This is a genomic window from Micromonospora craniellae (genome assembly GCF_014764405.1).
Lineage (GTDB): Bacteria > Actinomycetota > Actinomycetes > Mycobacteriales > Micromonosporaceae > Micromonospora > Micromonospora craniellae.
Map to the genome: position 1 here is coordinate 1,315,603 of NZ_CP061725.1, position 22,485 is coordinate 1,338,087.

Here is a 22,485-nt window from a genome sequence, read left to right on the forward strand (position 1 = left end):
GTCCTCCTCGGTGCGTCGGGGCGCCTGGGCCGTGCCGTCCAGCCGCTGGCCGTCGCCGCCGGATTCCACGTCGTTGCGGTCGCACGGACGCCGCCGGCTGCCCCGAGATCGGGCAGCACTCAGTGGGTTGGCGCAGACTTGACGGTCGTCCGGGACCGCGCCCGAGTTGCCGCCGCCGTTACAAACCGGACCGCCTCATCCGGTCCTATCTACGTCGTGGACGTCGTTCTCGACCGTAGCGGGGTAGACGCCATGCGCCGCAGCATCCGAGGCGCGACCGAAGGCGTGCTGCAGCTACGAACCGAGTTTCGCGCCGCTGGCCGGGAAACGACGCTCATCGCCGCGAGTACGACCGCTGTGCTCGCTCCCGGGCTGTATCAGACGCCGTACGGGCTCGCGAAGCGCAGGCAGGTCGTCACCTATGCCCGCTCCGGCGTCGCGGGCGCGGCGCTACTGCTCCCCCAACTCGGCCCGGAAACGGGCACCGCATCGAAACCTCAACCGACCTGGTCCTTCGAGCAGGCCGCTCAAGCATTGGTCAGCGCCGTGTCGGCCGCACCGCACCACGGCTTCACAGTGCGTGTGCCCGCCCTCGCCGCCGACGTCAGGAGCAGCCACGTGGCTATCAACGACAGCACACTCCTGGCCCATCTCCACAGTCTTGTTCTCGACCGCGACTCCATGCTCGCCCATCGAGCAGCAGCCCGGGGCCGGCTGGGCTGGACTCCCGAGCGACTGCGGCTCCGCTTCGATCATCACCACGCACCGGCGGAACTGGTACGCCGATTCGCCAAGCGATACCACCTTGCCGTCGTCGATGAGCGGTCCGGCTGCGGTCCTATCCCCTGGGGGAGTCATGATTGACGACAGCGTCGATGTCCTTGTCATCGGGTCGGGGCTGTGTGGCCTCACCATCGCCGTCACCGCCGCGCGGCACGGGCTGCGCGTTCGCTGCCTCAGCGACGGACGCCCCGGGGCCTCGCTGGCCAACTTCGGCCAGTTGCACTCCGGCGCCGTCTACGCCCCGGTGCTCCCCGCACTCAGCACAGCCTGTTGGGAGCAGCGGGACCGCTGGCACGACCTGGCCAGGCCCGCACGCTTCGGGAAGGCTCACGGACTGGCGCTGTTTCACTCCGCAGATGCCGCGCAGCGCTACCTGGACGCCTGGAGGCGGATCGGTATCGACGCCTTGGAGGTGGACCCGCGCGGCGCGGGAAGGTTCCCGTCGCCGGCAGCCGCCTTTCGCATCCCGGACTACAGCGTCGACATGTCGGTCCTCAACGCCGGCCTCGTCGATCTGGCACGGACCAGCGGCGTACCGGATGTGCAGCGGTATACCGCCGTCCTGCGTCGCGATCCGGAGAGCGGCCTCGTCTCGATCGCGCCTCCAGCGCCGCCGTCGCGGATGGTGGTGCTGGCCGCCGGCGGCGGCACACCGACCTTGCTGTCCAACGCCGGAATCCAGCACACCCTGCACAACCGTCGAATTGCCTGGGGCCGACAGCCCGGGCTTGCGGCAGAGGGTGTGACCTACTGGCTGGACGGCGATCTGCTCGCCATCAGTCCGGATCGTAGCGGCATCCGCGTGGGCTTGCCCAGCGTGAAGGGTGGATACGGCACAACGGCGGAAGAGCGTGCCCGACTACTGGAAGCGCTCGATCGACACCGTCTCCACCAGTCCCGCTCGGACCTCAGCCTGATCTGGGGGACCGTGTGCGAGCCAACCAGTTTGCTGGCTGACCCATCCAGCCTTGTCGTGGACCTCCGGCGACCTCCGGATGGGTGGACTCCCACTGGGAACCTGCTCGTCGCGCTGCCCGGCAAATGGACCACCGCCTGGCACTGCGCCGACCAGGTGGTCGACGCACTCGCCTGACAGACGGGGCACGAGCTATCCGATGCCGATGGCGTCTCTCACCCGATCCAGCAACGGCCTGGTCTGCTTCCGGGCCTTGTCCGCACCGTGGGCGAGAAGGTCGTCCAGTTCGCTCCCCTGCGCCATCAGCGCCTCGTAACGCTCCCGAAGCGGCGCGAACTCGGCGACGAGCGCGTCAGCGAGATGCGCCTTGACCTCTCCCCAGCCCATCCCGCCGGCCGACAGCCGCGCCCGCGTGTCGGCGACCACGTCCACCTCGCCGAACCGCTCAAGCAGCTTGAACACCGCAGCCGAGTCCGGGTCCTTCGGTTCCTCCACCGGCACGCTGTCAGTCGGGATACGCCGCACCAGTTTCCGCAGGCTGGGCTCTGGCGCGAACAAGGGGATCGTGTTGCCGTACGACTTACTCATCTTGCGACCATCGGTGCCGGGCAGGGTGTGCGCCGACCCCTCGTCAGGAATGACAGCAGTGGGGATCTTGAACTTGAACCGGTCTCCGTAGACGGCGTTGAAACTGCCAGCGATGTCTGCCGCGTACTCGACGTGCTGGACCTGGTCGCGACCGACAGGCACCACGTCGGCGTCCATGATGAGGATGTCGACCGCCATCAGCACCGGGTAGTTGAACAGGCCCATGTTCACACCGGCGTCAAGATCATCCTTGCCGGCTTCCCGGTTGCGGTCACGCGCCGCTTTGTAGGCGTGCGCCCGGTTCATCAGGCCCTTGCCGGCCATACACGCCAGGATCCAGTTCAGCTCGAAGATCTCCGGGACATCCGACTGGCGGTAGAACGTGGTGCGATCCGGGTCGAGTCCGGCCGTCAGCCAGGTGGCCGCCACGGAGCGGGTGTAGTGCTGCATCAGCTCACGATCGCGGATCGTCGTCAGCGCGTGATAGTCAGCGATGAAGTACAGCGACTCGTAACTGTCAGCCAAACGCAGAGCCGGCAGGATCGCGCCGATGTAGTTGCCCAGATGCGGCTCACCGGTCGGCTTGATGCCGGTCAGCGATACCCTTCGCGCCGTCGAACCCATGGGCACGACATTACCGTGAGCCGCCTTCGATCTTCCGTCCTCATCGGCTGTCGGCGCGTACCGAAATGCTGTTGTTGGTATCGGCAAGGCCGAGCAACGACGGCAACTCCGCCAGGTCCCCGAAAGTTCGGACCGACCCTGACGTGGAGCCATCGGGCGCGTACCGCAGGACGCGCATTCCTGCGCTGCGTGCAGCCACCACTCCCGACTCGCTGTCCTCGACGACGACGCAGCGGGCAGGTGGTACGCCCATCCTGGACGCCGCCAGCAGGAAGAGATCAGGAGCAGGTTTGCCATGCGCGACCTCGGCGGCCGTGAAGATCCGGCCCTCGAAGTACGGCGCCAGGCCACAGACGCCCAGGGTCAACGCGACCTTCTCGGGACGCCCGTTCGACGCCACGCAGAAAGGAACACGAAGCTGCTGCAGCAATGCAGCGACCCCGGGCACCGGGGCCACCTCGGCACGCAGCGCGGTATCCACCGCGACGGTCAGCGAATCGAACCAACCGGTGGGCACGGCATCGCCCAGGCGATCGGCGATCAGCCGGGCCGCCGCTGCTTGATCGAGACCGGCGAACGCCGTGGCGCACTCCTGGTCGGTGATCTGGATACCCAGGTGCCGCATCCGGTCGGCGAGCACCCGGCTCACGATCGGTTCGCTGTCCACCAGCACCCCGTCACAGTCGAAGATGACGAGATCGACTTCGCCATGATCGCCCAACGGTGATCGCCTCCCCTCCACGCCGCGTCCCACCGGAAACAGCCGGTCCCCGCACCGCCGACCCGGTCCAACGGCTCCCGAGCACCCGGCGAGCGACCAGCCACCACGGCGTACGCGAAAAAGGCCCCGACCGGCAGAGTTCTACCAGGTCAGGGCCTTGCTGCTTGGTGCGCCGCCAGGGACTCGAACCCCGAACCCGCGGATTAAGAGTCCGCTGCTCTGCCAGTTGAGCTAGCGGCGCTCGTTGGCAACGGGGAGAACCGTAGCACGCCCCCCGAGGCGCGTTCCAATCCGATACCCGGGTCGTCCCTTCGGGCGAGCTTTCCGGACATTTGACAACAAGGACACACATGGCGTGGGACGGCTTCATGTTGGACGGCGGGTATGGGGCACGATGTGCGCCAGGTGCGCTAGGACAGGGGTGGGGATGGGCAGGTTCGCGCGGGTCGGGGCGCTGGTGGGCACCCTGGGCCTGGTGGCGTCGCTGGCGTTGTCGGGCTGTCGCGAGGAGGGCTCGGCGGCCGAGTTCCTCCCGGGGCCAGCGGCGACCGGGGCGGTGACGCCGGACACGCCGCCGTCGAGTGGGCCGCCGCTGGCGGTGAGCCCGGCCGACGGGGCGAAGAAGCGGCCGGTGAGCGTGGAGATCGGCGCCGAGCTGCCGGACGGCGCGACGGTGTCGGAGGTCAGTCTGACCACCGCCAACGGCAAGGAGGTCAAGGGCAAGCTGCGTACGGATGGCTCGTCCTGGGTGCCGTCGGCGCCGTTGAAGTGGTCCACCACGTACACGGCCACGGTCACCGCGAACCAGCCGGACGGCTCGGTCAGCGAGGGGACCAGCACGTTCACCACGATGGCCAAGCCCGGCTCGATGATCACCTCGGGGCTCTACCTGTTCGACGACCGGACGTACGGGGTGGCGATGCCGGTGGTGGCGGAGTTCCACCCGGGCATCCCGAAGAAGGACCGGGCCGCCGTGCAGAAGCGGATGTTCGTGCAGACCGATCCGCCGCAGCCGGGTGCCTGGCACTGGGTGAGCAACGGCACTCAGGCGTTCTACCGGGCGCCGGAGTACTGGAAGGCCGGCACGAAGCTGTCCGTACGGATCGCATTGGCCGGCATACCGCTGAGCAACGGCCGGTTCGGCAACGTCGACCGGAGCGCCACCGCGAAGATCGGTTCGGCCTTCGAGATGAAGGTGGACAACGCCGACAAGCAGATGCGGGTGTACGAGGACGGCAACCTGATCAAGACCCTGCCGGTGAGCCTGGGCAAGAAGAAGACCCCGTCGTCCAGCGGCACGCTGGTGGTGATGGAGAAACAGGAGGCGACGGTCTTCGACACGATGGACGATCCCGATCCGGAGAACCGCTACGTCACCGACATCCAGTTCGCCCAGCGGCTCACCTGGGGTGGCGAGTACATCCACGCGGCGCCCTGGTCGGAGCACGTCCAGGGACGGCAGAATGTGTCACACGGGTGCGTGAACGTGTCGCTGGCGAACGCCCGGTGGCTCTTCGAACGGACCAAGATCGGTGATCCGATCACCATCAAGGGCACCGAGCGCAAGCTGGCCGCCGGCAACGGCTGGACGGCGTGGGATCTGAGCTGGTCGGAGTTCGTCAAGGGCAGCGCGCTGCCGGTTCCGGACGGTGGTGCCGGTCCGGCGCTGTGACCGTGCCAGATATGTCACTATCCGGACATCCCGCTCCACGTGTTTGGGTTCACCTTCCGCAACGGGTACGTGTTCCGGTGCGTCTGTGATGTGGACGGGCAGCGGACCACGACTGTGAGGACACCATGCGAGTTCGGGACCAGCGCAACCGCCGGCGGGGGGTGCTCGCCGCGGGGATGCTCGCTGCGGCGATGGTGCTGACCTCCGCCTGCACCGGCGGCAAGGGTGGCGACGACGGGCCGGGCTGGCAGGACGGCGCCGACCAGCCGACGCCGAAGGCGTCGGTAAGCATCAGCGAGCCGGCCGCCGACGCGAAGGACGTTCCCGCCTCGACGGCGATCACGTTCGCCGCCGAGCAGTCCGAGGAGACCGCCGTCGAGCTGACCGACGCCGGCGGGGAGCCGGTCAAGGGCGCGCTGGTCGCGGACGGCAGGAGCTGGCTGCCGGCGAAGGCGTTGGCGTACGGCGAGTCGTACACCGCGACCGTCACCGCAACCGGCGATGACGGTGTCCCGGTGACCGCGACCAGCGCGTTCACCGTGATGAAGCAGCCGGGCAACCAGGTCCGGATCACCAGTTTCCTCGGCGACGACCAGACCGTCGGGGTGGCGATGCCGCTGATCGTGAAGTTCGGCCGGGAGATCCCGGAGAAGTACCGCGCCGACCTCCAGCGGCGGATGACGGTCACGTCCACGCCCGCCCAGGAGGGCGTCTGGCACTGGGTCAGCCCGACCGAGGTCCGTTACCGGCCCAAGGAGTTCTGGCAGGCCGGCAGCAAGGTCTCCTACCGGGTGCAGGCGGGCGGGTTGCCGCTGGGCGACGGCTGGTACGGCCGGGCCGACCTGACCGTCGACATCACCGTCGGCCCGAAGCAGGTCATGACGGTGGACAACCGGACCAAGCGCATGGTCGTCACCCGGGACGGCGAGACGGTCAAGACGATCCCGGTGAGCCTCGGCAAGAAGAGCACGCCCTCCTCCAGCGGCACGATGGTGGTGATGGAGAAGCTGCGCAAGACGGTCTTCGACACGTACGAGGAGTTGGGCCCCGAGGACGGGTACCGGACGAAGATCGACTACGCCCAGCGCCTGACCTACGGCGGCGAGTTCATCCACGCCGCGCCCTGGTCCGAGGGACAGCAGGGCACCACCAACGTCTCGCACGGCTGCGTGAACGTGTCGATGGTCAACGGCGCCTGGCTGTTCGAGAACACGAAGGTCGGCGACCCGATCGTGGTCAAGGGCACCGAGCGCAAGCTCCAGAACGGCAACGGCTGGACGGACTGGAACGTGAGCTGGGAGGAGTACGTCAAGGGCAGCGCCCTGCCGTACGAGCCGGCGGGGCCGGACGCCACCGACCAGGAGACCTCGGCGGACGAGTCCGAAGCGCCCACCACCTGAGGTTCGGCATCGGCGGCGGTCCCCCGTGCGGGGGACCGCCGCCGTGGTCGTGATGCCCCACCGATCCCCTAGAGAGACTCAGGCCCCGTCCGGAGACGGGGCCTGAGCCGCGGATACGGAGATCCGGAAACCGGGTGACTGATGGGAATTGAACCCACGACAACCGGGACCACAACCCGGTGCTCTGCCAACTGAGCTACAGCCACCATGCCGCCGCGCCTGGCCAATTCGCCCGGTGCGGGTGCGGGGAAATCATACCCCCACCACGGCCGACCGCGTCCAGCGGGTTGCCGGGGTGGCTCAGAGGTCGGCGGCGATCGCCCTGGCGCTCTCCACGTCCGGCCCGGGCAGCGGGACGAAGATGGTGCGGCGGTAGTACTCCAGCTCGCGGATGCTCTCCCGGATGTCCGCCAGCGCCCGGTGGGCGAGACCCTTCTGCGGCTGGCCGAAGTACACCCGGGGGTACCACCGGCGGCACAGTTCCTTGATCGAGGAGACGTCGATCATGCGGTAGTGCAGGTGCGCGTCGAGGCGGGGCATGTCCCGGGCGATGAAGCCCCGGTCGGTGGCGATCGAGTTGCCGCAGAGCGGCGCCGTCCGTGGGTCCTTCACATGGCTGGTGACGTAGTCGAGCACCATGTCCTCGGCCTCGGCCAGGCTGATTGTGGAGCGGCGGACCTCGTCGGTCAGCCCCGACTTGCCGTGCATCGTGCGGACGATCTCCGGCATGGCGTCGAGCGCCGCGTCGTCGGCGTGGATCACCACGTCCACGCCGTCACCGAGCACGCGCAGATCCGGATCGGTGACCAGCGCAGCCACCTCGATCAGCTTGTCGCCGCCGAGGTCGAGCCCGGTCATCTCACAGTCGATCCAGACGAGAAGATCAGCCATCGGCACAGCCTACGCGCAGCCCACGCACCGTGGCTGCGCGCCGCCGACCCGACCGACCGCTAGGGTCTTTCCCGTGCCCGCCGAACCCGCCACACCGTCCAGCGTCGACCTCGAAGACCCTGGTAGCCGCAGCACACGGCGGATCGTCGCGGCGCTGGCGCTCGCCTCGGTGCTGCCGGTGCTCTACCAGCCGGGCACCGTGCACGACTTCTTCGACCTCAAGATCTATATGGCGGCGATGGACTGGTGGGCCGCCGGCAATCCGCTCTACGACTACGCCCAACCGGACCGGGTGCAGGGTGAGCTCTACTTCACCTACCCACCGTTCGCCGCGCTGCTGCTGCTCCCGTTCTCCCTGTTGAAGCTGGGCGCCACCGTGGCGATCTTCACCGGGTTGACCGTGCTCGGCGTGGTGGTCACCACGAAGTGGCTGCTCGACCCGGTGATCCGCCGGCACCGCCTGCCGTACCTGTTCACGCTGGTCGTGGGCTCGCTGCTCATCCTCGGCGTGGAGAGCACCCGGGAGACGATCACCTTCGGACAGATCAACATGCTGCTGGTGGTGCTGATCCTCGCCGACCTGCTGTTCGCCGTACCCCGCGGCAGCCGGTGGGCCGGGGTGGGCATCGGGCTGGCCACGGCGCTCAAGCTCTTCCCGGGCATCTTCATCGTCTACCTGCTGGTCACCCGGCGCTGGCGGGCGGCGGTGGTGGCGAGCGCGGCCGCCGCCGGCGCCACCCTGCTCGCCGCGGCGGTGGCGCCCGGCGACTCGTGGCGCTTCTGGACGCACGAGCTGTGGGCCACCGACCGGGTCGGTCGCACCGACTACACCGGCAACCAGTCGCTGTTCGGGCTGTTGAGCCGGCTCACCGCTCCGGAGGAGCCGAGCCGGCTGATCTGGCTGCCCCTGGTCGCGGCCGTCGTCGCCTACGGCCTGTGGCGGGCGGTACGCGCCACCCAGGCCGGCGACACGCTCACCGCCCTGACCCTGACCGGCCTGGTCGCCGCCTTGATCAGCCCGATCACCTGGACGCACCACATCTACTGGTTCATTCCGGCCGTGCTCATCCTGCTCGACGCGACGTTGCGCACCGATCCCCGCACGCCCGAGGGGGCACGGCGGCGGCGCCGGCTGGGCGGCCTCGCGCTCGGCACCTCGATGATCATCGTCTACGGCGTCGTGACGTTCTACGACTGGGGCGTCGACCCGACGCCCACCCAGACGCCCTGGGAGTTCGTGCTCCGCAACGCGTACGTGCTGCTCTGCCTGCTGCTCCTGGTCGTCCTGCCGGTACGCCCACGGGCGGACCAGCGGGCGAACGAGCCTCGCGAAGCAGACACTCTTCCCGAGGCGACCATTAACCGGTAATCTACCCGTATAGGCATCCATCACCCAATGGGCACCGATATCCCCCGGTGATGGGCGGCCCTCCACGTCGGCAGCGCGGAGGGCCGCCCCGCCCCGCCCCGCCCCCCTCCGGCCGGACGGGCGCCCGAAGGCCGTCAGGACGGTGGGGCGGGCGGACGCAGCGGGTGGTCCGGAGCGGGCAGGTCGGCCAGGGTCTCCGGGCGCGGCACCGGGGCGATCGCGGCCCGGGTGGCACCGGCCACCGACACCAGTTGCCGCTCGGGCACCGTACGCGGCGACGGCGGGATGCCCAGGCCGCTGAGCGAACTCACGCCCAGCCGGCCGGCGAGCACCGGAACCTGGTCGGGTTCGACCACGAAGACCACCTCGCGCGGGCGTACCGGGCGCAGCAGCACCAGCGCCGCGAGGACCACCAGCAGGATGCCCCCGGTCAGCGAGCCCCAGGTGGCCGGCGAGATCCACCCGGCCCGCAGCTCGGCCCGCAGATCCAGGACCAGGTCACCCCGACCGTCGGGGTGCATCAGCACCAGGCTCAACGGTTGGCCGGTCAGGTCCTCGGGACTCCATTCGAGGACGCCGGCACCCGCGCGTACCCAGAAAGTCTCTGCGGCGGGAGCAGCCGGCACGGTCGGCGGTGTGCCGGCCGCCGGGGTGCGGTGCTCCAGCCGGACCGGCAGCGGACCTCGGGCCAGCGCCATCCGCTGCACCACGGCGTGCGGCGCCCCGGCCAGCCAGCGGCGCACCTCGTCGGTCGGCGCCAGCCCGACGAAGGCCGGGCCGTCCGGGGTGCGCGCGTCCAGCCGCAGCCGGGCCTGCCCGGCCCGGGCGAACGGCATCTCCTGCCGCAGCAGCGCGTCCAGGTCGGCCACCACCACCGCGTGCCCCGGTGTCCGCACGGTCTCGACGCGGGCGGTGAACCCCCCGCCCGGGTCCGCGTGACCGGTCAACAGGCCGAGCCCGGCGGCGCCGAGCAGCGCGGTGGTGCCGGTGATCAGGAGCAACATGCCGGCCAACGCCCACACGAAACGCATCCGCCTTGTTCCCCTCCGTAGCGAGATACCCGGCCGACCTTACCTACGCCGAACGGCTGATCTGCGGATATCCACGGCAGCGGGTTCGAAAGCGGGCGGGCCCGCCGGAAACACTCGGCGGGCCCGCGACGCGGTGACGGTCAGGAGGAGGCGGTGGTGGTCGTCGCCTCGCCGCCGCGATCCACCGTGTCGGCGTCCCGGCGGGTACGCGCGAACGCGAGCCCGCCCAGCACCAGGCCACCGACACCGGCGACCAGCCCGGCCACGCCCAGCCCGACGGACAGCCCGTCGCCGTCGCCGTCGTCACCGTCGTCCGCCGCCTCGGGCGCGGGCGCCCCGGCCGCCCCTTGCGTCGGGGTGCCCGCAGCGGTAAGGCTGAGCACCGCCGCCGGGGCGGCCGGCTCCTCACCGCCCGGCTGCGGCTCGTCGATCCAGCGCACCACGCCGCCGTCGGAGTAGGTCTGCAACGCCTTGAAGACCACCTGGTCCACCTCTGGCAGCGGACCCATCATGACCGGGAACTCCAGGAAGGTGCCCGGGGCGATCCCCGCGTCGCCGCTCGCCGTCCAGGTGACCTTGGCGACCACGTCGGAGATCTCGGCGCCGTGCACCAGGATCGGCGGGTCGACCCTGCGCTTCTCCACCGCCACCGTCCAACCCTGCACCGGCGTGGTGGAAACCGAGCCGATCGCGGCGTTCTCCGGCAGGAAGATCTCCAGCTTGGTGGTCGACGCCGTGTCGCTCTCGTTCGGGACCCGGAAGGCGAACCGGGTGTAGTCGCCCTGCTCGGCCACCTCCGGGGCGATCGTGACGTGGGCCGACGCGGGTGTCGCGAAGCCGAGGACGGCGACGACGCCCAGCGCCAGTGCTGTGGCGGCGCCCGCGGTACGCCGGTGACGGATCATCGGTATGGAACCTCTCTAGCTGACGGGCACGGTGGCGGTCACCGTGGCCTGGTCGATCTCGGTGGTCCGGGCGGTGACCCGTATCTCCCACTCCCCCGACGCCGGCAGCGTGATCTCACCGGTCGCGTGGTTGTCGGTCAGGGGCAGCAGCGGGATGTCGATCCCCTCGATCCCGGCCGACGGCAGCGCGATGGTCGCCTTCCACTCCTCGACCGGCTGCGGCCGGTTGTCCAGCGTGTACGCGTAGAAGTGCAGCGTGTTGTTGCCCCGCTTGGCGGGGGACATCTCGATCTGCAACGAGTACAGCGTGCTCTCCACCCGGGTGGTGAAGTAGCCGGCGTCGACGGCGGAGACGTCAGTCGAGGCGGTCCGCGCGGGAGTGGTCTGCACCAGGACGGCGGAGACGCCGAGCACGACCGCGGCGACCGCCAGTTCCACCCAGACGGCCCGGCGTACCGGGGCGGGGCGGCTGGCCGCGACCCGCTTGCGGACCAGGTTCCGCGAGTACGCGGCCACCACGATCACCACGGCGAACAGCCCGACCTTGGCCAGCACCAGGCGGCCGTACGTGGTGCTGAACAGCGCCGATGGGGTGGCCACCTCGATCAGCGCCTGGACGATGCCGGCGAGCAGCAGCGCGGAGACCGCCAGCGCGGCCCAGCGCGACCAGATCGGCAGGATCGCGCCCAGCTCCCGCTCGTCCGCCCGTGGCAGCAGGAAGGCGGCGAGCATCACCAGGCCGCCCAGCCAGACCGCCATGCTGCCCAGGTGCACCGCGTCGACGATCACCGACACCGCCGGGGCGGGCGAGGCCGCCGGGTGCCCGGACAGCGGCCAGGTGAGCAGCGCCGCACCGGCGAGCACCCCGAGGATGATCAGGTCGGCCCGACCGACCGGCCCGGCCAGCAGCGGCCGGAGCAGGAACGCCGCCGCCGCGAGCAGCCCCAGCCGGATCAGGTGAGCGGCACCGAAGGTGCTGCCGAGCACCAGGCTCAGCCCCTCGCCGGTGATGTCGAACAGCCCGCCGCCGCTGGTGTACGGCACCTGCCACAGCGCCGCCGCGACGGTGGCCGCCGCCACCAGCCCCAGCCCGGTCCAGGCCAGTCGGGCCGGGCCCTGCCGGGAGAGCCGGCGCGGCCAGAGCAGCGCGAGCACCAGCGCGGGGCCGACGAGCAGCAGCAGGCCCACGTACCCGACGAACTTGGCGGTCTTGATCGCGTTGGTGACCAACGGGTCGGCCCGGCCGTCGTCGCCGCTGTCCACCGGCGGTTCCGAGGGCGCACCGACGGAGTAGGTGAACGCGCCGGAGACCGGATGGCTGTCCGCCGAGATCACCCGGTAGGTCACCAGGTAGGTGCCGTTGCCGCCGGAGGTGTCGACGTCGATGGTGACCACACTGTCGGTGAAGGTCGCCTCGCCCTGGTCGACACGGGACCCGTCCGGTGCGATGACGCGGATCCGGTCCGGCACCCGGCGGACCGTCTCGCTGAACGTGAGGACGACCTCGGCCGGCGCGGCGGGCACCACGGCCGACGCGGCGGGGCTGCTGCTGGTCAGCACCGCGTGGGCGGCGGCCGGTCCGGCCGGTACGAGCAGCAGTGCGACGACGGTGACCAGCAGGCCGGCGGCGGCCCACCGGGCGGATCGGCGGCGAGGGACGGCAGTCATGACCCACATCGTCTCCGACCGGACCCCTTCCCGGCGAGTCGCGGCCGTCAATTGATGACCGTCATCCGCGATCGGACGCGGACGCACGGGTGCCAAGCCGGGGTCATGAGCGGGTAGTCGGGCGGAGCCCGGAGATAGTTCCCGGCGTGGCGCAGCCCATGAAGGGCCGAAGGACCCTGCTGCCGCCGATGGGGCCGCGTAACCTGGACTGTCGTGATCCCCGTCCCGCGCGACACCCGTGCCGCCGCCGAACCCGGCGACGCGTACCCCGGTCCGGACCCGGCGACCGGCTGGGCGCTCGCCGCCCGCGACGGTGACCCGGCCGCCCAGGCCGCCTTCGTCCGGGCCACCCAGGCCGAGGTGTGGCGGTTCACGGCGGCGTTGCTCGACCCGGACAGCGCGGACGACCTCACCCAGGAGACCTACCTGCGGGCGTTCCGGGCGCTGCCCGCCTTCGAGGGCCGGTCCAGCGCCCGCACCTGGCTGCTCGGCATCGCCCGGCGGGCCTGCGCCGACCACCTCCGTACGGTGGTCCGGCGGCGACGCCTCGACCAGCGACTCACCGCCCACGCGCACACCGACCTGTCGCACCCCGACCCGGCCGGGCAACTCGGCACGGCCGACCTGGTCCGCCGACTGTCCGCCGAGCGGCGCGGCGCGTTCGTGCTGACCCAGTTGCTCGGCCTGTCGTACGCCGAGGCGGCGACCGTCGAGGGCGTGCCGGTGGGCACCATCCGCTCCCGGGTCGCCCGGGCCCGCGCCGACCTCGTGGACGCGGTCGGTGAGGCGCTGGCCGGGTGAACGGGCGGGGCGCGACATCGAGGTGGACGCGGTGGCGGCCCTGGCTCGGGCTCGCCGTCCGGCTCGGGCTGGCCGCCGTCTGGCTCTACGCCGGCGCCACCAAGGTCGGCGACCTCGCCGCCTCCGGCCGCAGCGTGCACGCGTACCAGGTGATGCCGTACGACCTGGCGGTGGTGATCGGCGCGGTGCTGCCCTTCGTCGAGCTGGCGTTGGGCGTACTGCTGCTGCTCGGGTTGGCCACCCGGCTGACCGCCGGGGTCTCGGTGGTCCTGCTGCTGCTCTTCGTCGCGGGCATCGCCTCGGCGTGGGCCCGCGGCCTGGCGATCGACTGCGGCTGCTTCGGGACCGGCGGCGAGTTGCCGGCCGGGCAGCGCCCCAGCTACCTCCCGGAGATCCTCCGGGACGTGGCCTTCCTGGCGATGGCCGGGTTCCTGCTGATCTGGCCCCGGACGGCCGTCTCGCTCGACGGCGTCCTGACGAGCGAACCGGTGGAGGACGAGGATGAGTAGTCGCAAGGGACGCAAGGACGCGGCCCGGGTCGTCCGGGAACAGCTTGCCCGGGAACGGCGCCGCAAACAGACCCTGTGGATCTCGCTCGGCGCGGTGGTGGTGCTGGTGATCGCCGGACTGGTCGGATGGAGTGTCTGGTCGGGCCAGCGGTCCGGCGACTTCACCCCGCCGCCGGGCGCCAACGACTCCGGCAGCGGCGTGGTGGTCGGCTCCGGGCCGGTCACCGTCGACGTGTACGAGGACTACATCTGCCCGGCCTGCAAGCAGTTCGAGCAGACCAGCGGCCCCGCCCTCAAGCAACTCGTCGACGAGGGCAAGGTCCGGGTGGTGTACCACCCGGTGGCCTACCTGAACCGCTTCTCCAGCACCCAGTACTCGACCCGGGCGTCCGCCGCCTCCGGATGCGCCGCCGAGGGCGGCAAGTTCACCGAGTTCGGCGCGGCGTTGTTCGAGCGCCAGCCGCCGGAGGGCGGCGCCGGTCTCAGCGACGACCAACTCATCGACATCGGCGCCGAGGTCGGGCTGGACCGGAACGCCTTCGGCACCTGCGTCCGCGACGGCAAGTACAAAGCGTGGACCGCGCACGTCACCGAGGAGGCGAGCCGCGCCGACGTCACCGGCACCCCGACCGTCCTGGTCGACGGCGAGCCGGTGCAGCAGTGGACGCCGGAGAACATCACCGCCGCGGTGGAGGCGGCCGGACGGTGATCCGTGCCGTGTGGGCCCGTACCGGGCTGCTGCTCACCGGCGTGGTCGTCGCGCTGCTGGCGACCGCCGCCCCCGCCGCCGCGCACGGCGCGGACGCGCCCGACGGCACCGACTACCGGGTGGCGGTCGGCGCGGTCTCGTCCCGCCCGGACCTGCGGGTCCGGGTGGTCGAGGCGGGCGCACGCCTGGAGCTGACCAACACCGGTGACGGGCCGGTCGAGGTGATCGGCTACTCGGGCGAGCCCTACCTGCGGGTGGGGCCGGACGGAGTCTTCGAGAACACCCGCTCACCGGCGACCTACCTGAACCGCACGATCCTCGCCGACACGCCGCTGCCGGACGAGGTCGATCCGGCCGCCGCCCCGCAGTGGCGACGGATCGACACCGGCACCACCGCCCGCTGGCACGACCAGCGGGCGCTGTGGCGCGAGGCGGGTCCGCCCGCCCAGGTCCGCGCCGCACCCGACCGCGAGCACCGGGTACGCGACTGGGCCGTACCGCTGCGCGACGCGGACGGGCGCACCGAGATCCGGGGCACCCTGGACTGGGTGCCACCGCCGGACGCGTACCCGTGGTGGGTGGCGATCACGCTCGGCGCGCTCGCGGTGGGCGCGGCCGGACTGCTGCCGGCCGCCTCGCCGCCCGGCGGGCGGGCCCGGACCGGCCTCGGTGCGCTGCTGACGGTCGGCGGGGTGGCGGCGGTCGTGCTCGCCGTGGGACGGGTGCTCGACGCCGGGGCCGAGGGAGTCGGCGCGGTGCTGGCCGGGCTGCTGGCCGGTCCGGTCTGGACCCTGGTGACCGGGCTCGGCGCGATCGCCGCCGGTGGCTTCGCGGCGACCCGGCGCGACGGCGTGGACTTCGTGACGGCGCTGGCCGGGGCGTGCCTGGCCCTGTTCGCCGGGGTGTCCAACGCCGCCGTGCTGTCCCGTGCCGTCCCACCGGTGCCGTGGTCGGCCACCGCCACCCGGATGCTGGTCGTGGTGGTCCTCGTCACCGGTGCCGGGGCACTCGCCGCCGCGGTGCTGCGCCTGCACGCCACCGGCCGGAACGCCGCGCCGACCGAACCGGTCACTCGGTGACCGGGTGCGACACGGGGCGGCGGTAGGGTCGTGCCATGACCGCACCCGCTCGTCTCGCCGCCGGTGACCCGGCGCCCGAGTTCACCCTCCCCACCGACGCCGGAGGACAGCTCACCCTGGCCGACCTGCGCGGCCGCAAGATCATCCTGTACGCCTACCCGGCCGCGATGACTCCCGGCTGCACCACGCAGGCGTGCGACTTCCGCGACTCGCTCGCCTCCCTCCAGACCGCCGGCTACGAGGTGATCGGCATCTCACCGGACAAGCCGGAGAAGCTGGCCACGTTCCGCGAGCGCGACGCGATCACGTTCCCACTGGTCGCCGACACCGACAAGTCGGTGCTGACCGCGTACGGGGCGTACGGCGAGAAGCAGTCGTACGGACGCACGGTGACCGGGGTGATCCGCTCGACCTTCGTGATCGACGAGAACGGCAAGATCGAGCGGGCGCTCTACAACGTGAAGGCCACCGGCCACGTCGCCAAGCTCCGCCGCGATCTCGGCCTGGGCTGACTGTCGTACCCGCCCGCCGGCTCGACACGGTCACGGCGCGAGGCTCTAGACTCTGTCTCGCCGGCGGGAGTGGCGTAACGGCAGCCGCGGTAGGTTTAGGTCCTATTGTCCGAAAGGACGTGGGGGTTCGAATCCCCCCTCCCGCACCGACCGACCCGTAGCCGCCGATGTGGCTCGGGTTGACCGACGGCGCGGCGGAGGGTCCACGCCGCTGACGGGCGAGCGGGGACGTCAGGTACCGCAGCCCGGCGACGCGGCGGCCACCGGCACGGGCGGCAGGTCCCCCGGATCGGTGGTCGGCGCGGCTGGGGTCGCGGGCTCGACCGGGGTCGCGGTCTCGGCCGGTGGCGTGGTCTCGGCCGGTGGCGTGGTCTCGGCCGGTGGCGTGGTCGAGGCGGACGGGGTCGGGCGAGGGGTGGCGCTGGCGCGCGGCTTCGGGCTGGCCGACGGCGACGCGCCGGTCGTACCGCCCGTCGTGCCGCCGTACATCCGGACCGTGGAGCGCTGGACCTGGCCCGGAGACATCCGGACGCCGGTGGCGGTCACCCGGTGTCCGCGGGTGTCGGTCACCCGGATCTGGTACGGCCCGGGGCCGGCGCCGGAGTCGATCAGCCAGTAGTTGTAGCTCTCCCGAGCGGCCGCCCGCCAGCCGCCCGAGCCGCCCTGGCGCACCTCGACCGCGCGCAGCGGGTTGCCGTGTCCGGCGACCAGCACGGCGAACCAGTACTGCGACGCCCCTTCCTTGATCCGGAAGGTGAGCGGACCGGCCAGCGGCGGGTCGACCACCAGGCGGTAGCTGACGTTCACGATGCCCTGCACCGGGTCGGCGATCCGGGCGAACGCCTCCCGGGACAGGTCGATGTGGCCGGGCGCGCACTCCGGGCACTGGTCCATGATCATGACACGCACCTTGCCCTTGGGCCCGGTCACGTCGAGGTAGCCGCCGCAGGCCGCGCCGTCGGCGTACTCGCTGGGGCCGAGGGCGACGTAGAGGCGGTCGGCGGGGGCCGCCGGGTAGGAGCAGTTGCCGCCCTCGCCCTTCGAGTCGTAGAAGGTCGATTTTCCCTTGTTCAGGGTGCCGGCGGCGGGCGGGGCGAGCAACACGGCGGCGACCGGCGCGGCAGCGGCTCGGGCCGGCGCGGCGCAGGTGGGCGCGGCACCCGACCGCAGCGCGAGGCTGAGGCCGAGAACCGTGGCGAGCGTCGCCACGGCCCCACCGGCCAGCCAGCGGCCCAGCTTGGGACGCCGGGTGCGGGCTCGGCCGGCGGGGCCGTCGGTTCCGTCGGTCACACGGACCGATGCTGCCGGACGGCCACCGGATCGGACAAGCGACCTAAGCAAAAGCTAAGACGAAGATCAGCGGGACCGGGCAGCGCTGCTCAACCGGCCGGTCGCACCTGGTCACCGACCGTGAGCCGCCCGGACTCCTGCGGCACGACGTTCAGCCCGAACAGCAGCTGGCGCCCGATGTTGCGGTGCCGGGCGAGGGTGCGCAACGGTTCCCGGCCGCGTACCCCGGTCTCCTGGTCGGTGGTGGTGACCAGGCAGCGGGCCGACGGGCCGGCGGCCCGGAACGCGACGCCGCCGATCCGCAGCTCTCGCCCCTCCCAGCCGTCCTCCGCCCAGGCCGGGGCGCCGTCGACGACCAGGTTGGGCCGGAACCGGGCCATCGGCACCGGTGCCGCGCCCGCCGCGGTGAGCCAGTCGCCGAGCGCGGCCAGCGACGCGGTGCTGGTCAGCAGCACCGGGTACGCGTCGGCGAAGCTGACCCGGTCCCCCGGGTCGTGCTTCCTGCGGCCCGGTTCGATGTGCCGGGCCGGCTCAGCCAGCCAGACCAGGCGGACCGGCCGGTCCAGTACCGCACTGAGCCAGGCATCGGCGGCCGGACCGGCGGGGAGCGCGTCGACCCGCAAGAGCCGTCGGCGAAAGGTGCGTACCGCCACCGGGGTGGCGCCGACCGGCTCAGGCACCGGCAGGTCGGGTTGCCCGTCGGCGTGCAGCAACAGCCCGTCGGGGCCGGGTCGGGCGTGCACCCGGACCAACGCGGTGGCCTCGCGCTGGGTGACGCCGATGCCCTCGGCGTCCACGACCATCCAGCGTCGGTCGCCGTCGAGGCCCCACGGCGCCACGGCGACCTCGGCGTGGCCGAGCCGCCGGCAGCCCTTGATCGGATAGGTGCTGATCTCGGTCAACCACACCCGGTCACCACGCCACCCCGATACCGTCGCCGGGGTACCAGTGGTTGGCCGGCGTCTCCCGGTAGGCGAGAAACCGGCGGCCGGTCCGTTCGGCGTGGTCGGCCAGCACGTTGGTGTGCGTGACGTTGTCGGTGAGCAGAATCGCCCCCGGCGCCAGCTTCGGCTCGACGGCGTCGAACTCGCGCTTCTCGTAGACACGGCTGTGGTCGCTGTCGTGCAGGAACAGGTCGACCGGCCGGTCCAGGGCGCCGATCGACTCGACGGAGTCGCCGACCACCAGGTCGATCACCCCCGACCAGGGCGCGACCCGCGCGAGGTAGCCGGCCTCCGGGTTGATGTCGATCGAGCTGACCCGGCCGGGGTGGCCCTCGGCGGCGTTGCGCAGCAGGGCGGCGGCGAGTACGCAACTGCCCAGGCCCTTGTCCACACCGGTCTCCACGATGTGCTTCGGCTTGCGGGCCCGGACGATCGCGTACCAGCCGACCCGGCGGGCGTACCGGACCTGCTTGTCGGCCAGCCCGCGACGGGCCGCACCAGCGGTGGCCGAGGCGATGTGCTGCCGCAGCGCGTCGTCCGCCTCGATCTCCTTCAGGTAGCCGCGCACCTGCTTCACCGGCAGGTCGCAGACGACGCTGACGAACCAGGCGAGATGGCTGCGGCTGAGCTTGGTCAGCTCGTACGTGTAGTTGTGGTGCTCCCGCGAGGCGACCAACCAGCGGGCCGACGTACGGAGCACCCGCGCGTCGTGGCGGGCGACCGCGACCAGTCGTTTCGGGAAGGCGGCCACGGGGGCGAGGCGGGTACGGGCGATGGCCCGACGCAGCTTGACGGCGTCCACGTCAGGGTTCTACCAGACGGAGGGAAACACCGATACCGCGTACGACATTTACCCTTTCTTCCGGAACGCGAACGGCCCGATGGGGGTATGCGAGCAACTCTCCGGAATCAGTAGCATCCCCCCATGCAGCAGCGCCACGACCCGGTCGAACCCGACACCACGACCGCCGTCGGCACACCGCCCGAGCAGACCACCGAGGGGCAGCCGTCATCGACCGGCGACGCGCCGCGGGGCAAACGCCGCTGGCGTCGGATCGCCCTGATCAGCTTCCTGGTGGTGGCGCTGCTCGGCGGAGCCGGCACGATCGCGGGGGCGTTGTACCTGCGCTCGGTCGAATCCGACATCGACCGGCTCGACGCCTTCGTGGGAGTTCCGCAGGAGTCGCGTCCGCAGGTGGTGGCGAAGGACGCGATGAACATCATGATCCTGGGCAGCGACTCGCGCGATCCGGACAGTTCGTCCGGCTCCCGCACGGACACCATCATCCTGGCGCATCTGCCTGCGGACCGGTCGAGCGCGCAGCTCATCTCGATCCCCCGGGACACCTGGGTCAGCGTGCCCCGGTCCGCGGAAGGCCGCGGAGGACGGGATGCGAAGATCAACGCCGCGTACGCCTGGGGCGGGGTGCCGCTGATGGTGCAGACCGTGGAGCAGTTCACCAAGGTCCGCGTCGACCACGTGGTGATGGTCGACTTCGCCGGTTTCAAGGAGATCATCGACGCGCTCGGCGGGATCGAGGTGAACTCGGAGAAGCAGTTCACCTCGATCCATCCGCCGTTCCGCACCTTCCAGGCCGGTCCGCAGAAGATGGACGGCGAGGCGGCTCTGGACTACTCCCGTCAGCGCAAGCAGTTCGCCGACGGCGACTTCTCCCGGATCCGGCACCAGCAGCAGGTGATCAAGGCGATCATGGACAAGGCCACCTCCGGTGGGTTGCTCACCAACCCGGCCCGGCTGAACTCCTTCCTCCAGGCCACCTCCGGCTCGCTCTCGATGGACAATGACCTGTCCCTGGTCGACATGGCCACCGAGAACCGCAACCTGCGCGGCCGGAACCTCACGTTCGTGACCAGCCCGACCAAGGGCACCGGGCGGGTCGGCTCGGAGAGCGTCGTGTTCGCCGACGACAAGCGGGTCGACACGTTCTATGCGGCGGTGCGTCGGGACTCCGTGCAGGACATCATCGACGGGGCCGACAACAAGTGACCGGACGTGGTGCGGCGTTCCGGTCGGGCACGCCGCACCACAGACGCCCTAGTGTTATGTCTCGTTAATTAGTAGCCGGCTGGTGTGAAGTTGGTCGTGAATCGTGCTGCTGCGCCGTGTAGCGCCGCCGCCACTTCGCCCGGGGCACGACCGGGCGACCGAAGACCGACCGGGGCATACCGTTCGACGTGTCTCGGTGGGGGTCACGGTCGGTCCGTTCAGCCGGCCGAGCTCGTCGACAAGTGCCGCGTACGCCGGTTTGGGACGCAGGTCCTCGTCGAACAGGCAGGCCGCACCGTATCCCCGGTGGTAGCCGGAAAGTAGCTCATCTATTGGCCCACCGGGTCTGGCGGCTGTCGCCAGGGCGGCCGTATCCTGCGTTCGCTCCGGTGGCTCCGACGCCAACGGCGGTCACTCCACGGGGGAGAGAAACTGGACATGTCGAGGCAACCTGTCGTGGGCTGTCCGACCACGAACGTGCCCGACGACGTGGGGATGTCGATCCTGGACGAGCAGCCTCCGGCAGTAGATCCGGAGCACGAGGGCCGCGTACCGCAGGTGACCGAGACGACCGAGGTCCCGACCGCGTCGACGGCGGAGAACACCGACCCGAGGCCCGACCTCGACGTGACCACAGTGCTGCCGTATACAGGTTCCCCCGCTTCGGCCCGTACCCGGGGTCTGCGTGCGTGGATGTTGACCGCGCCGGTCGACGTCGCCGCGCTGTTGTCGCCACTCGCCGTCACTCAGCAGTACTGGCGCGGTACCCTCATGATGACCGCCCTGACGGTGGCAGTCTTCGCCGCCGGAGGGCTCTACCGCGCCCGCCGCCACGTGAGCATCCTCGACGAACTGCCGAGCCTGTGCGGCCGGCTGCTGGCCTCCTCCGCGATCGTCGTGATCATCGCGGCGCTGCGCCACGACTCCCCGCAGTACCTCGTCGGGTTCATTCGCGGCATGGCCGCCGCCGCCGTCCTGGTGCTGGCCGGACGCCTGCTCACCCGGGAGATCGCCACCCTGGCCCGCCGTCGCCGCTGGGTGGAGCACAACGCCATCATCATCGGCAGCGGTCCCACCGCTGTGGAGCTGGCCCGGTTGCTGCGCCGATACCCCCGTTACGGGCTGCGGTTCGTCGGGCACGTCGACAGCCCGTCACCGTCGACCTCGTCCACGGTGCCCGTGATCGGGACGCTCGACCAGCTCGGGCACCTGGTCCGGCTGACCGAGTGCGACGTGTTGATCGTCGCCGATCCGGACTGTCCCGAACTGGTGCTGATGGAGATCCTCCGGCAGCCGACGGTCGCCCCCTGCGACCTGTGGGCGGCCCCCCGGCTCTGGGGCTCCCGGTCCCACGGCGACCACATCGGCGCCATCCCGATCGTCAAGGTGGGCGACACCATCCTCTCCGGGCCGCACTGGGCACTCAAGCGCGCCTCCGACGTGCTCTTCGCCGGCTCGGCCCTGCTGTTGCTCAGCCCGATTCTGCTGCTCTGCGCCTCGCTCGCGTTCGTCGACGGCGGACGCGGCGTCTTCTTCCGGCAGGAACGCATCGGCCGGCACGGTCGGCCCTTCGACATCATCAAGTTCCGCACAATGCGACCGCGCAACGAGCAGGAGTCGCAGACCAACTGGTCGATCGCGCACGACCGGCGGGTCTCCCCGATCGGGCGTTTCCTCCGGCGTACGTCCCTGGACGAACTGCCTCAGCTCTGGAACATCCTCAAGGGCGACATGAGTGTGGTCGGGCCGCGTCCCGAGCGCCCATACTTCGTGGAGAAGTTCTCCGCCGAGTATCCCAGCTATGCCATGCGTCACCGGGTGCCGGTGGGTCTCACCGGCCTTGCACAGGTCAGCGGCCTGCGAGGCGACACGCCGATCTCCGATCGAGCCCGCTTCGACAACTACTACATCGAGAACTGGTCACTGTGGCTGGACGCCAAGGTGCTCCTGCGGACCGTGGCCGAGGTGTTCCGCGGTGGTGGTCGCTGAGCGATCTGTCATAGTCCGTGCCGTCGCCCGGACCCGGACGGGCAGCCTGATCGCCCCGATCCCGGCCGGCGACCCC

The 22,485-nt window shown here is 71.1% G+C and carries 21 protein-coding genes and 3 tRNA genes; 13 read left to right on the forward strand and 11 right to left on the reverse strand.

The annotated features are described in order from the left end of the window. Positions 1-216: 216 nt before the first annotated feature. Together ID554_RS05940 and ID554_RS05945 are read left to right on the forward strand one after the other, a co-directional pair. Positions 217-864: a hypothetical protein gene (locus ID554_RS05940; protein ID WP_147333646.1), complete on the forward strand. Its 648-nt coding sequence runs from the start codon at positions 217-219 to the stop codon at positions 862-864. After that, entirely contained in the window at positions 857-1,876 is a 1,020-nt protein-coding gene (locus tag ID554_RS05945) for an NAD(P)/FAD-dependent oxidoreductase (protein WP_117231320.1), read from the forward strand. The genes ID554_RS05940 and ID554_RS05945 overlap by 8 nt, the downstream gene beginning before the upstream one ends. Positions 1,877-1,891: 15 nt before the next feature. Here the strand turns inward: ID554_RS05945 and ID554_RS05950 are convergent, their stop codons facing one another. The 3 genes from ID554_RS05950 to ID554_RS05960 form a co-directional block, all read right to left on the reverse strand. Next, the gene (locus tag ID554_RS05950) at positions 1,892-2,911 is read right to left on the reverse strand and encodes a tryptophan--tRNA ligase (protein WP_117231439.1); all 1,020 of its coding nucleotides are present in this window, start codon (positions 2,909-2,911) and stop codon (positions 1,892-1,894) included. A 40-nt stretch (positions 2,912-2,951) separates the two neighbouring features. After that, entirely contained in the window at positions 2,952-3,632 is a 681-nt protein-coding gene (locus tag ID554_RS05955) for an HAD family hydrolase (RefSeq protein WP_191088730.1), read from the reverse strand. A gap of 165 nt (positions 3,633-3,797) precedes the next feature. Further along, positions 3,798-3,873, reverse strand: a tRNA-Lys gene (locus ID554_RS05960). Positions 3,874-4,059: 186 nt separating this feature from the next. Between ID554_RS05960 and ID554_RS05965 the strand changes: the two genes are divergently transcribed. Both ID554_RS05965 and ID554_RS05970 read left to right on the forward strand, forming a co-directional pair. Beyond that, positions 4,060-5,304 (forward strand): L,D-transpeptidase, encoded by a 1,245-nt coding sequence (locus ID554_RS05965; protein ID WP_117229029.1) that lies wholly within the window; start codon positions 4,060-4,062, stop codon positions 5,302-5,304. Between the two features lie 125 nt (positions 5,305-5,429). Then, positions 5,430-6,704: a L,D-transpeptidase gene (locus tag ID554_RS05970; protein WP_117229028.1), complete on the forward strand. Its 1,275-nt coding sequence runs from the start codon at positions 5,430-5,432 to the stop codon at positions 6,702-6,704. A gap of 133 nt (positions 6,705-6,837) precedes the next feature. Here ID554_RS05970 and ID554_RS05975 read toward each other — a convergent pair. Together ID554_RS05975 and orn are read right to left on the reverse strand one after the other, a co-directional pair. Further along, positions 6,838-6,910: transfer RNA gene (locus tag ID554_RS05975), tRNA-His, on the reverse strand. A 94-nt stretch (positions 6,911-7,004) separates the two neighbouring features. Continuing rightward, the gene (gene orn, locus ID554_RS05980) at positions 7,005-7,601 is read right to left on the reverse strand and encodes an oligoribonuclease (RefSeq protein WP_191088731.1); all 597 of its coding nucleotides are present in this window, start codon (positions 7,599-7,601) and stop codon (positions 7,005-7,007) included. A gap of 67 nt (positions 7,602-7,668) precedes the next feature. Here orn and ID554_RS05985 point away from each other — a divergent pair, with 67 nt between their 5' ends. Then, the gene (locus ID554_RS05985; protein WP_117229026.1) at positions 7,669-8,964 is read left to right on the forward strand and encodes a glycosyltransferase family 87 protein; all 1,296 of its coding nucleotides are present in this window, start codon (positions 7,669-7,671) and stop codon (positions 8,962-8,964) included. A 134-nt stretch (positions 8,965-9,098) separates the two neighbouring features. Here ID554_RS05985 and ID554_RS32940 read toward each other — a convergent pair whose 3' ends face one another. From ID554_RS32940 to ID554_RS06000, 3 genes are all read right to left on the reverse strand, one after another. Continuing rightward, on the reverse strand, positions 9,099-9,515 hold the full coding sequence (locus ID554_RS32940; RefSeq protein ID WP_396888536.1) for a hypothetical protein: 417 nt from the start codon (positions 9,513-9,515) through the stop codon (positions 9,099-9,101). 620 nt (positions 9,516-10,135) lie between these two features. Then, positions 10,136-10,900: a YcnI family copper-binding membrane protein gene (locus ID554_RS05995; protein ID WP_117229024.1), complete on the reverse strand. Its 765-nt coding sequence runs from the start codon at positions 10,898-10,900 to the stop codon at positions 10,136-10,138. Between the two features lie 15 nt (positions 10,901-10,915). Next, positions 10,916-12,577 carry a copper resistance CopC/CopD family protein gene (locus ID554_RS06000; protein ID WP_117229023.1) on the reverse strand — a complete coding sequence of 554 codons (1,662 nt, stop codon included), beginning with the start codon at positions 12,575-12,577 and terminating at the stop codon, positions 10,916-10,918. A 204-nt stretch (positions 12,578-12,781) separates the two neighbouring features. Here ID554_RS06000 and ID554_RS06005 point away from each other — a divergent pair, with 204 nt between their 5' ends. The 6 genes from ID554_RS06005 to ID554_RS06030 all read left to right on the forward strand — a co-directional run bounded on the left by ID554_RS06005 (position 12,782) and on the right by ID554_RS06030 (position 16,324). Then, positions 12,782-13,369 (forward strand): sigma-70 family RNA polymerase sigma factor, encoded by a 588-nt coding sequence (locus tag ID554_RS06005; protein ID WP_117229022.1) that lies wholly within the window; start codon positions 12,782-12,784, stop codon positions 13,367-13,369. Next, positions 13,366-13,878, forward strand: a complete 513-nt coding sequence (locus ID554_RS06010) for a MauE/DoxX family redox-associated membrane protein (protein ID WP_117229021.1) — start codon at positions 13,366-13,368, stop codon at positions 13,876-13,878. Before ID554_RS06005 ends, ID554_RS06010 begins: the two co-directional genes overlap by 4 nt. Next, entirely contained in the window at positions 13,871-14,587 is a 717-nt protein-coding gene (locus ID554_RS06015; RefSeq protein WP_117229020.1) for a DsbA family protein, read from the forward strand. The genes ID554_RS06010 and ID554_RS06015 overlap by 8 nt, the downstream gene beginning before the upstream one ends. Then, positions 14,584-15,666 (forward strand): hypothetical protein, encoded by a 1,083-nt coding sequence (locus tag ID554_RS06020; RefSeq protein WP_223884452.1) that lies wholly within the window; start codon positions 14,584-14,586, stop codon positions 15,664-15,666. The genes ID554_RS06015 and ID554_RS06020 overlap by 4 nt, the downstream gene beginning before the upstream one ends. 35 nt (positions 15,667-15,701) lie before the next feature. After that, the gene (gene bcp, locus ID554_RS06025; protein WP_117229019.1) at positions 15,702-16,178 is read left to right on the forward strand and encodes a thioredoxin-dependent thiol peroxidase; all 477 of its coding nucleotides are present in this window, start codon (positions 15,702-15,704) and stop codon (positions 16,176-16,178) included. A 63-nt stretch (positions 16,179-16,241) separates the two neighbouring features. Beyond that, positions 16,242-16,324: transfer RNA gene (locus ID554_RS06030), tRNA-Leu, on the forward strand. Positions 16,325-16,409: 85 nt separating this feature from the next. Here ID554_RS06030 and ID554_RS06035 read toward each other — a convergent pair. From ID554_RS06035 to ID554_RS06045, 3 genes are all read right to left on the reverse strand, one after another. Further along, positions 16,410-17,468 (reverse strand): expansin EXLX1 family cellulose-binding protein, encoded by a 1,059-nt coding sequence (locus tag ID554_RS06035; RefSeq protein ID WP_223884453.1) that lies wholly within the window; start codon positions 17,466-17,468, stop codon positions 16,410-16,412. 89 nt (positions 17,469-17,557) lie between these two features. Then, positions 17,558-18,376 (reverse strand): MOSC domain-containing protein, encoded by an 819-nt coding sequence (locus ID554_RS06040; RefSeq protein WP_117229018.1) that lies wholly within the window; start codon positions 18,374-18,376, stop codon positions 17,558-17,560. Positions 18,377-18,380: 4 nt separating this feature from the next. Further along, a complete protein-coding gene (locus ID554_RS06045; RefSeq protein WP_117229017.1) occupies positions 18,381-19,214 on the reverse strand; it encodes an O-methyltransferase in 834 nt (277 codons plus the stop codon). A 123-nt stretch (positions 19,215-19,337) separates the two neighbouring features. Between ID554_RS06045 and ID554_RS06050 the strand changes: the two genes are divergently transcribed. Together ID554_RS06050 and ID554_RS06055 are read left to right on the forward strand one after the other, a co-directional pair. After that, complete coding sequence (locus ID554_RS06050) at positions 19,338-20,420, forward strand: LCP family protein (RefSeq protein ID WP_117229016.1); 1,083 nt, start codon at positions 19,338-19,340, stop codon at positions 20,418-20,420. A gap of 438 nt (positions 20,421-20,858) precedes the next feature. Next, positions 20,859-22,409 carry a sugar transferase gene (locus tag ID554_RS06055; protein ID WP_223884454.1) on the forward strand — a complete coding sequence of 517 codons (1,551 nt, stop codon included), beginning with the start codon at positions 20,859-20,861 and terminating at the stop codon, positions 22,407-22,409. Positions 22,410-22,485: the final 76 nt, after the last annotated feature.

Excerpts from the sequence above, each read along its gene's own strand:
- ID554_RS05965 (WP_117229029.1), top strand. The coding sequence starts at position 4,060 with ATGGGCAGGTTCGCGCGGGTCGGGGCGCTGGTGGGCACCCTGGGCCTG.
- ID554_RS06000 (WP_117229023.1), bottom strand. The coding sequence starts at position 12,577 with ATGTGGGTCATGACTGCCGTCCCTCGCCGCCGATCCGCCCGGTGGGCC.
- ID554_RS05970 (WP_117229028.1), top strand. The coding sequence starts at position 5,430 with ATGCGAGTTCGGGACCAGCGCAACCGCCGGCGGGGGGTGCTCGCCGCG.
- ID554_RS05995 (WP_117229024.1), bottom strand. The coding sequence starts at position 10,900 with ATGATCCGTCACCGGCGTACCGCGGGCGCCGCCACAGCACTGGCGCTG.
- ID554_RS05945 (WP_117231320.1), top strand. The coding sequence starts at position 857 with ATGATTGACGACAGCGTCGATGTCCTTGTCATCGGGTCGGGGCTGTGT.
- ID554_RS06055 (WP_223884454.1), top strand. The coding sequence starts at position 20,859 with ATGTCGAGGCAACCTGTCGTGGGCTGTCCGACCACGAACGTGCCCGAC.
- ID554_RS06015 (WP_117229020.1), top strand. The coding sequence starts at position 13,871 with ATGAGTAGTCGCAAGGGACGCAAGGACGCGGCCCGGGTCGTCCGGGAA.
- bcp (WP_117229019.1), top strand. The coding sequence starts at position 15,702 with ATGACCGCACCCGCTCGTCTCGCCGCCGGTGACCCGGCGCCCGAGTTC.
- ID554_RS06050 (WP_117229016.1), top strand. The coding sequence starts at position 19,338 with ATGCAGCAGCGCCACGACCCGGTCGAACCCGACACCACGACCGCCGTC.
- ID554_RS05950 (WP_117231439.1), bottom strand. The coding sequence starts at position 2,911 with ATGGGTTCGACGGCGCGAAGGGTATCGCTGACCGGCATCAAGCCGACC.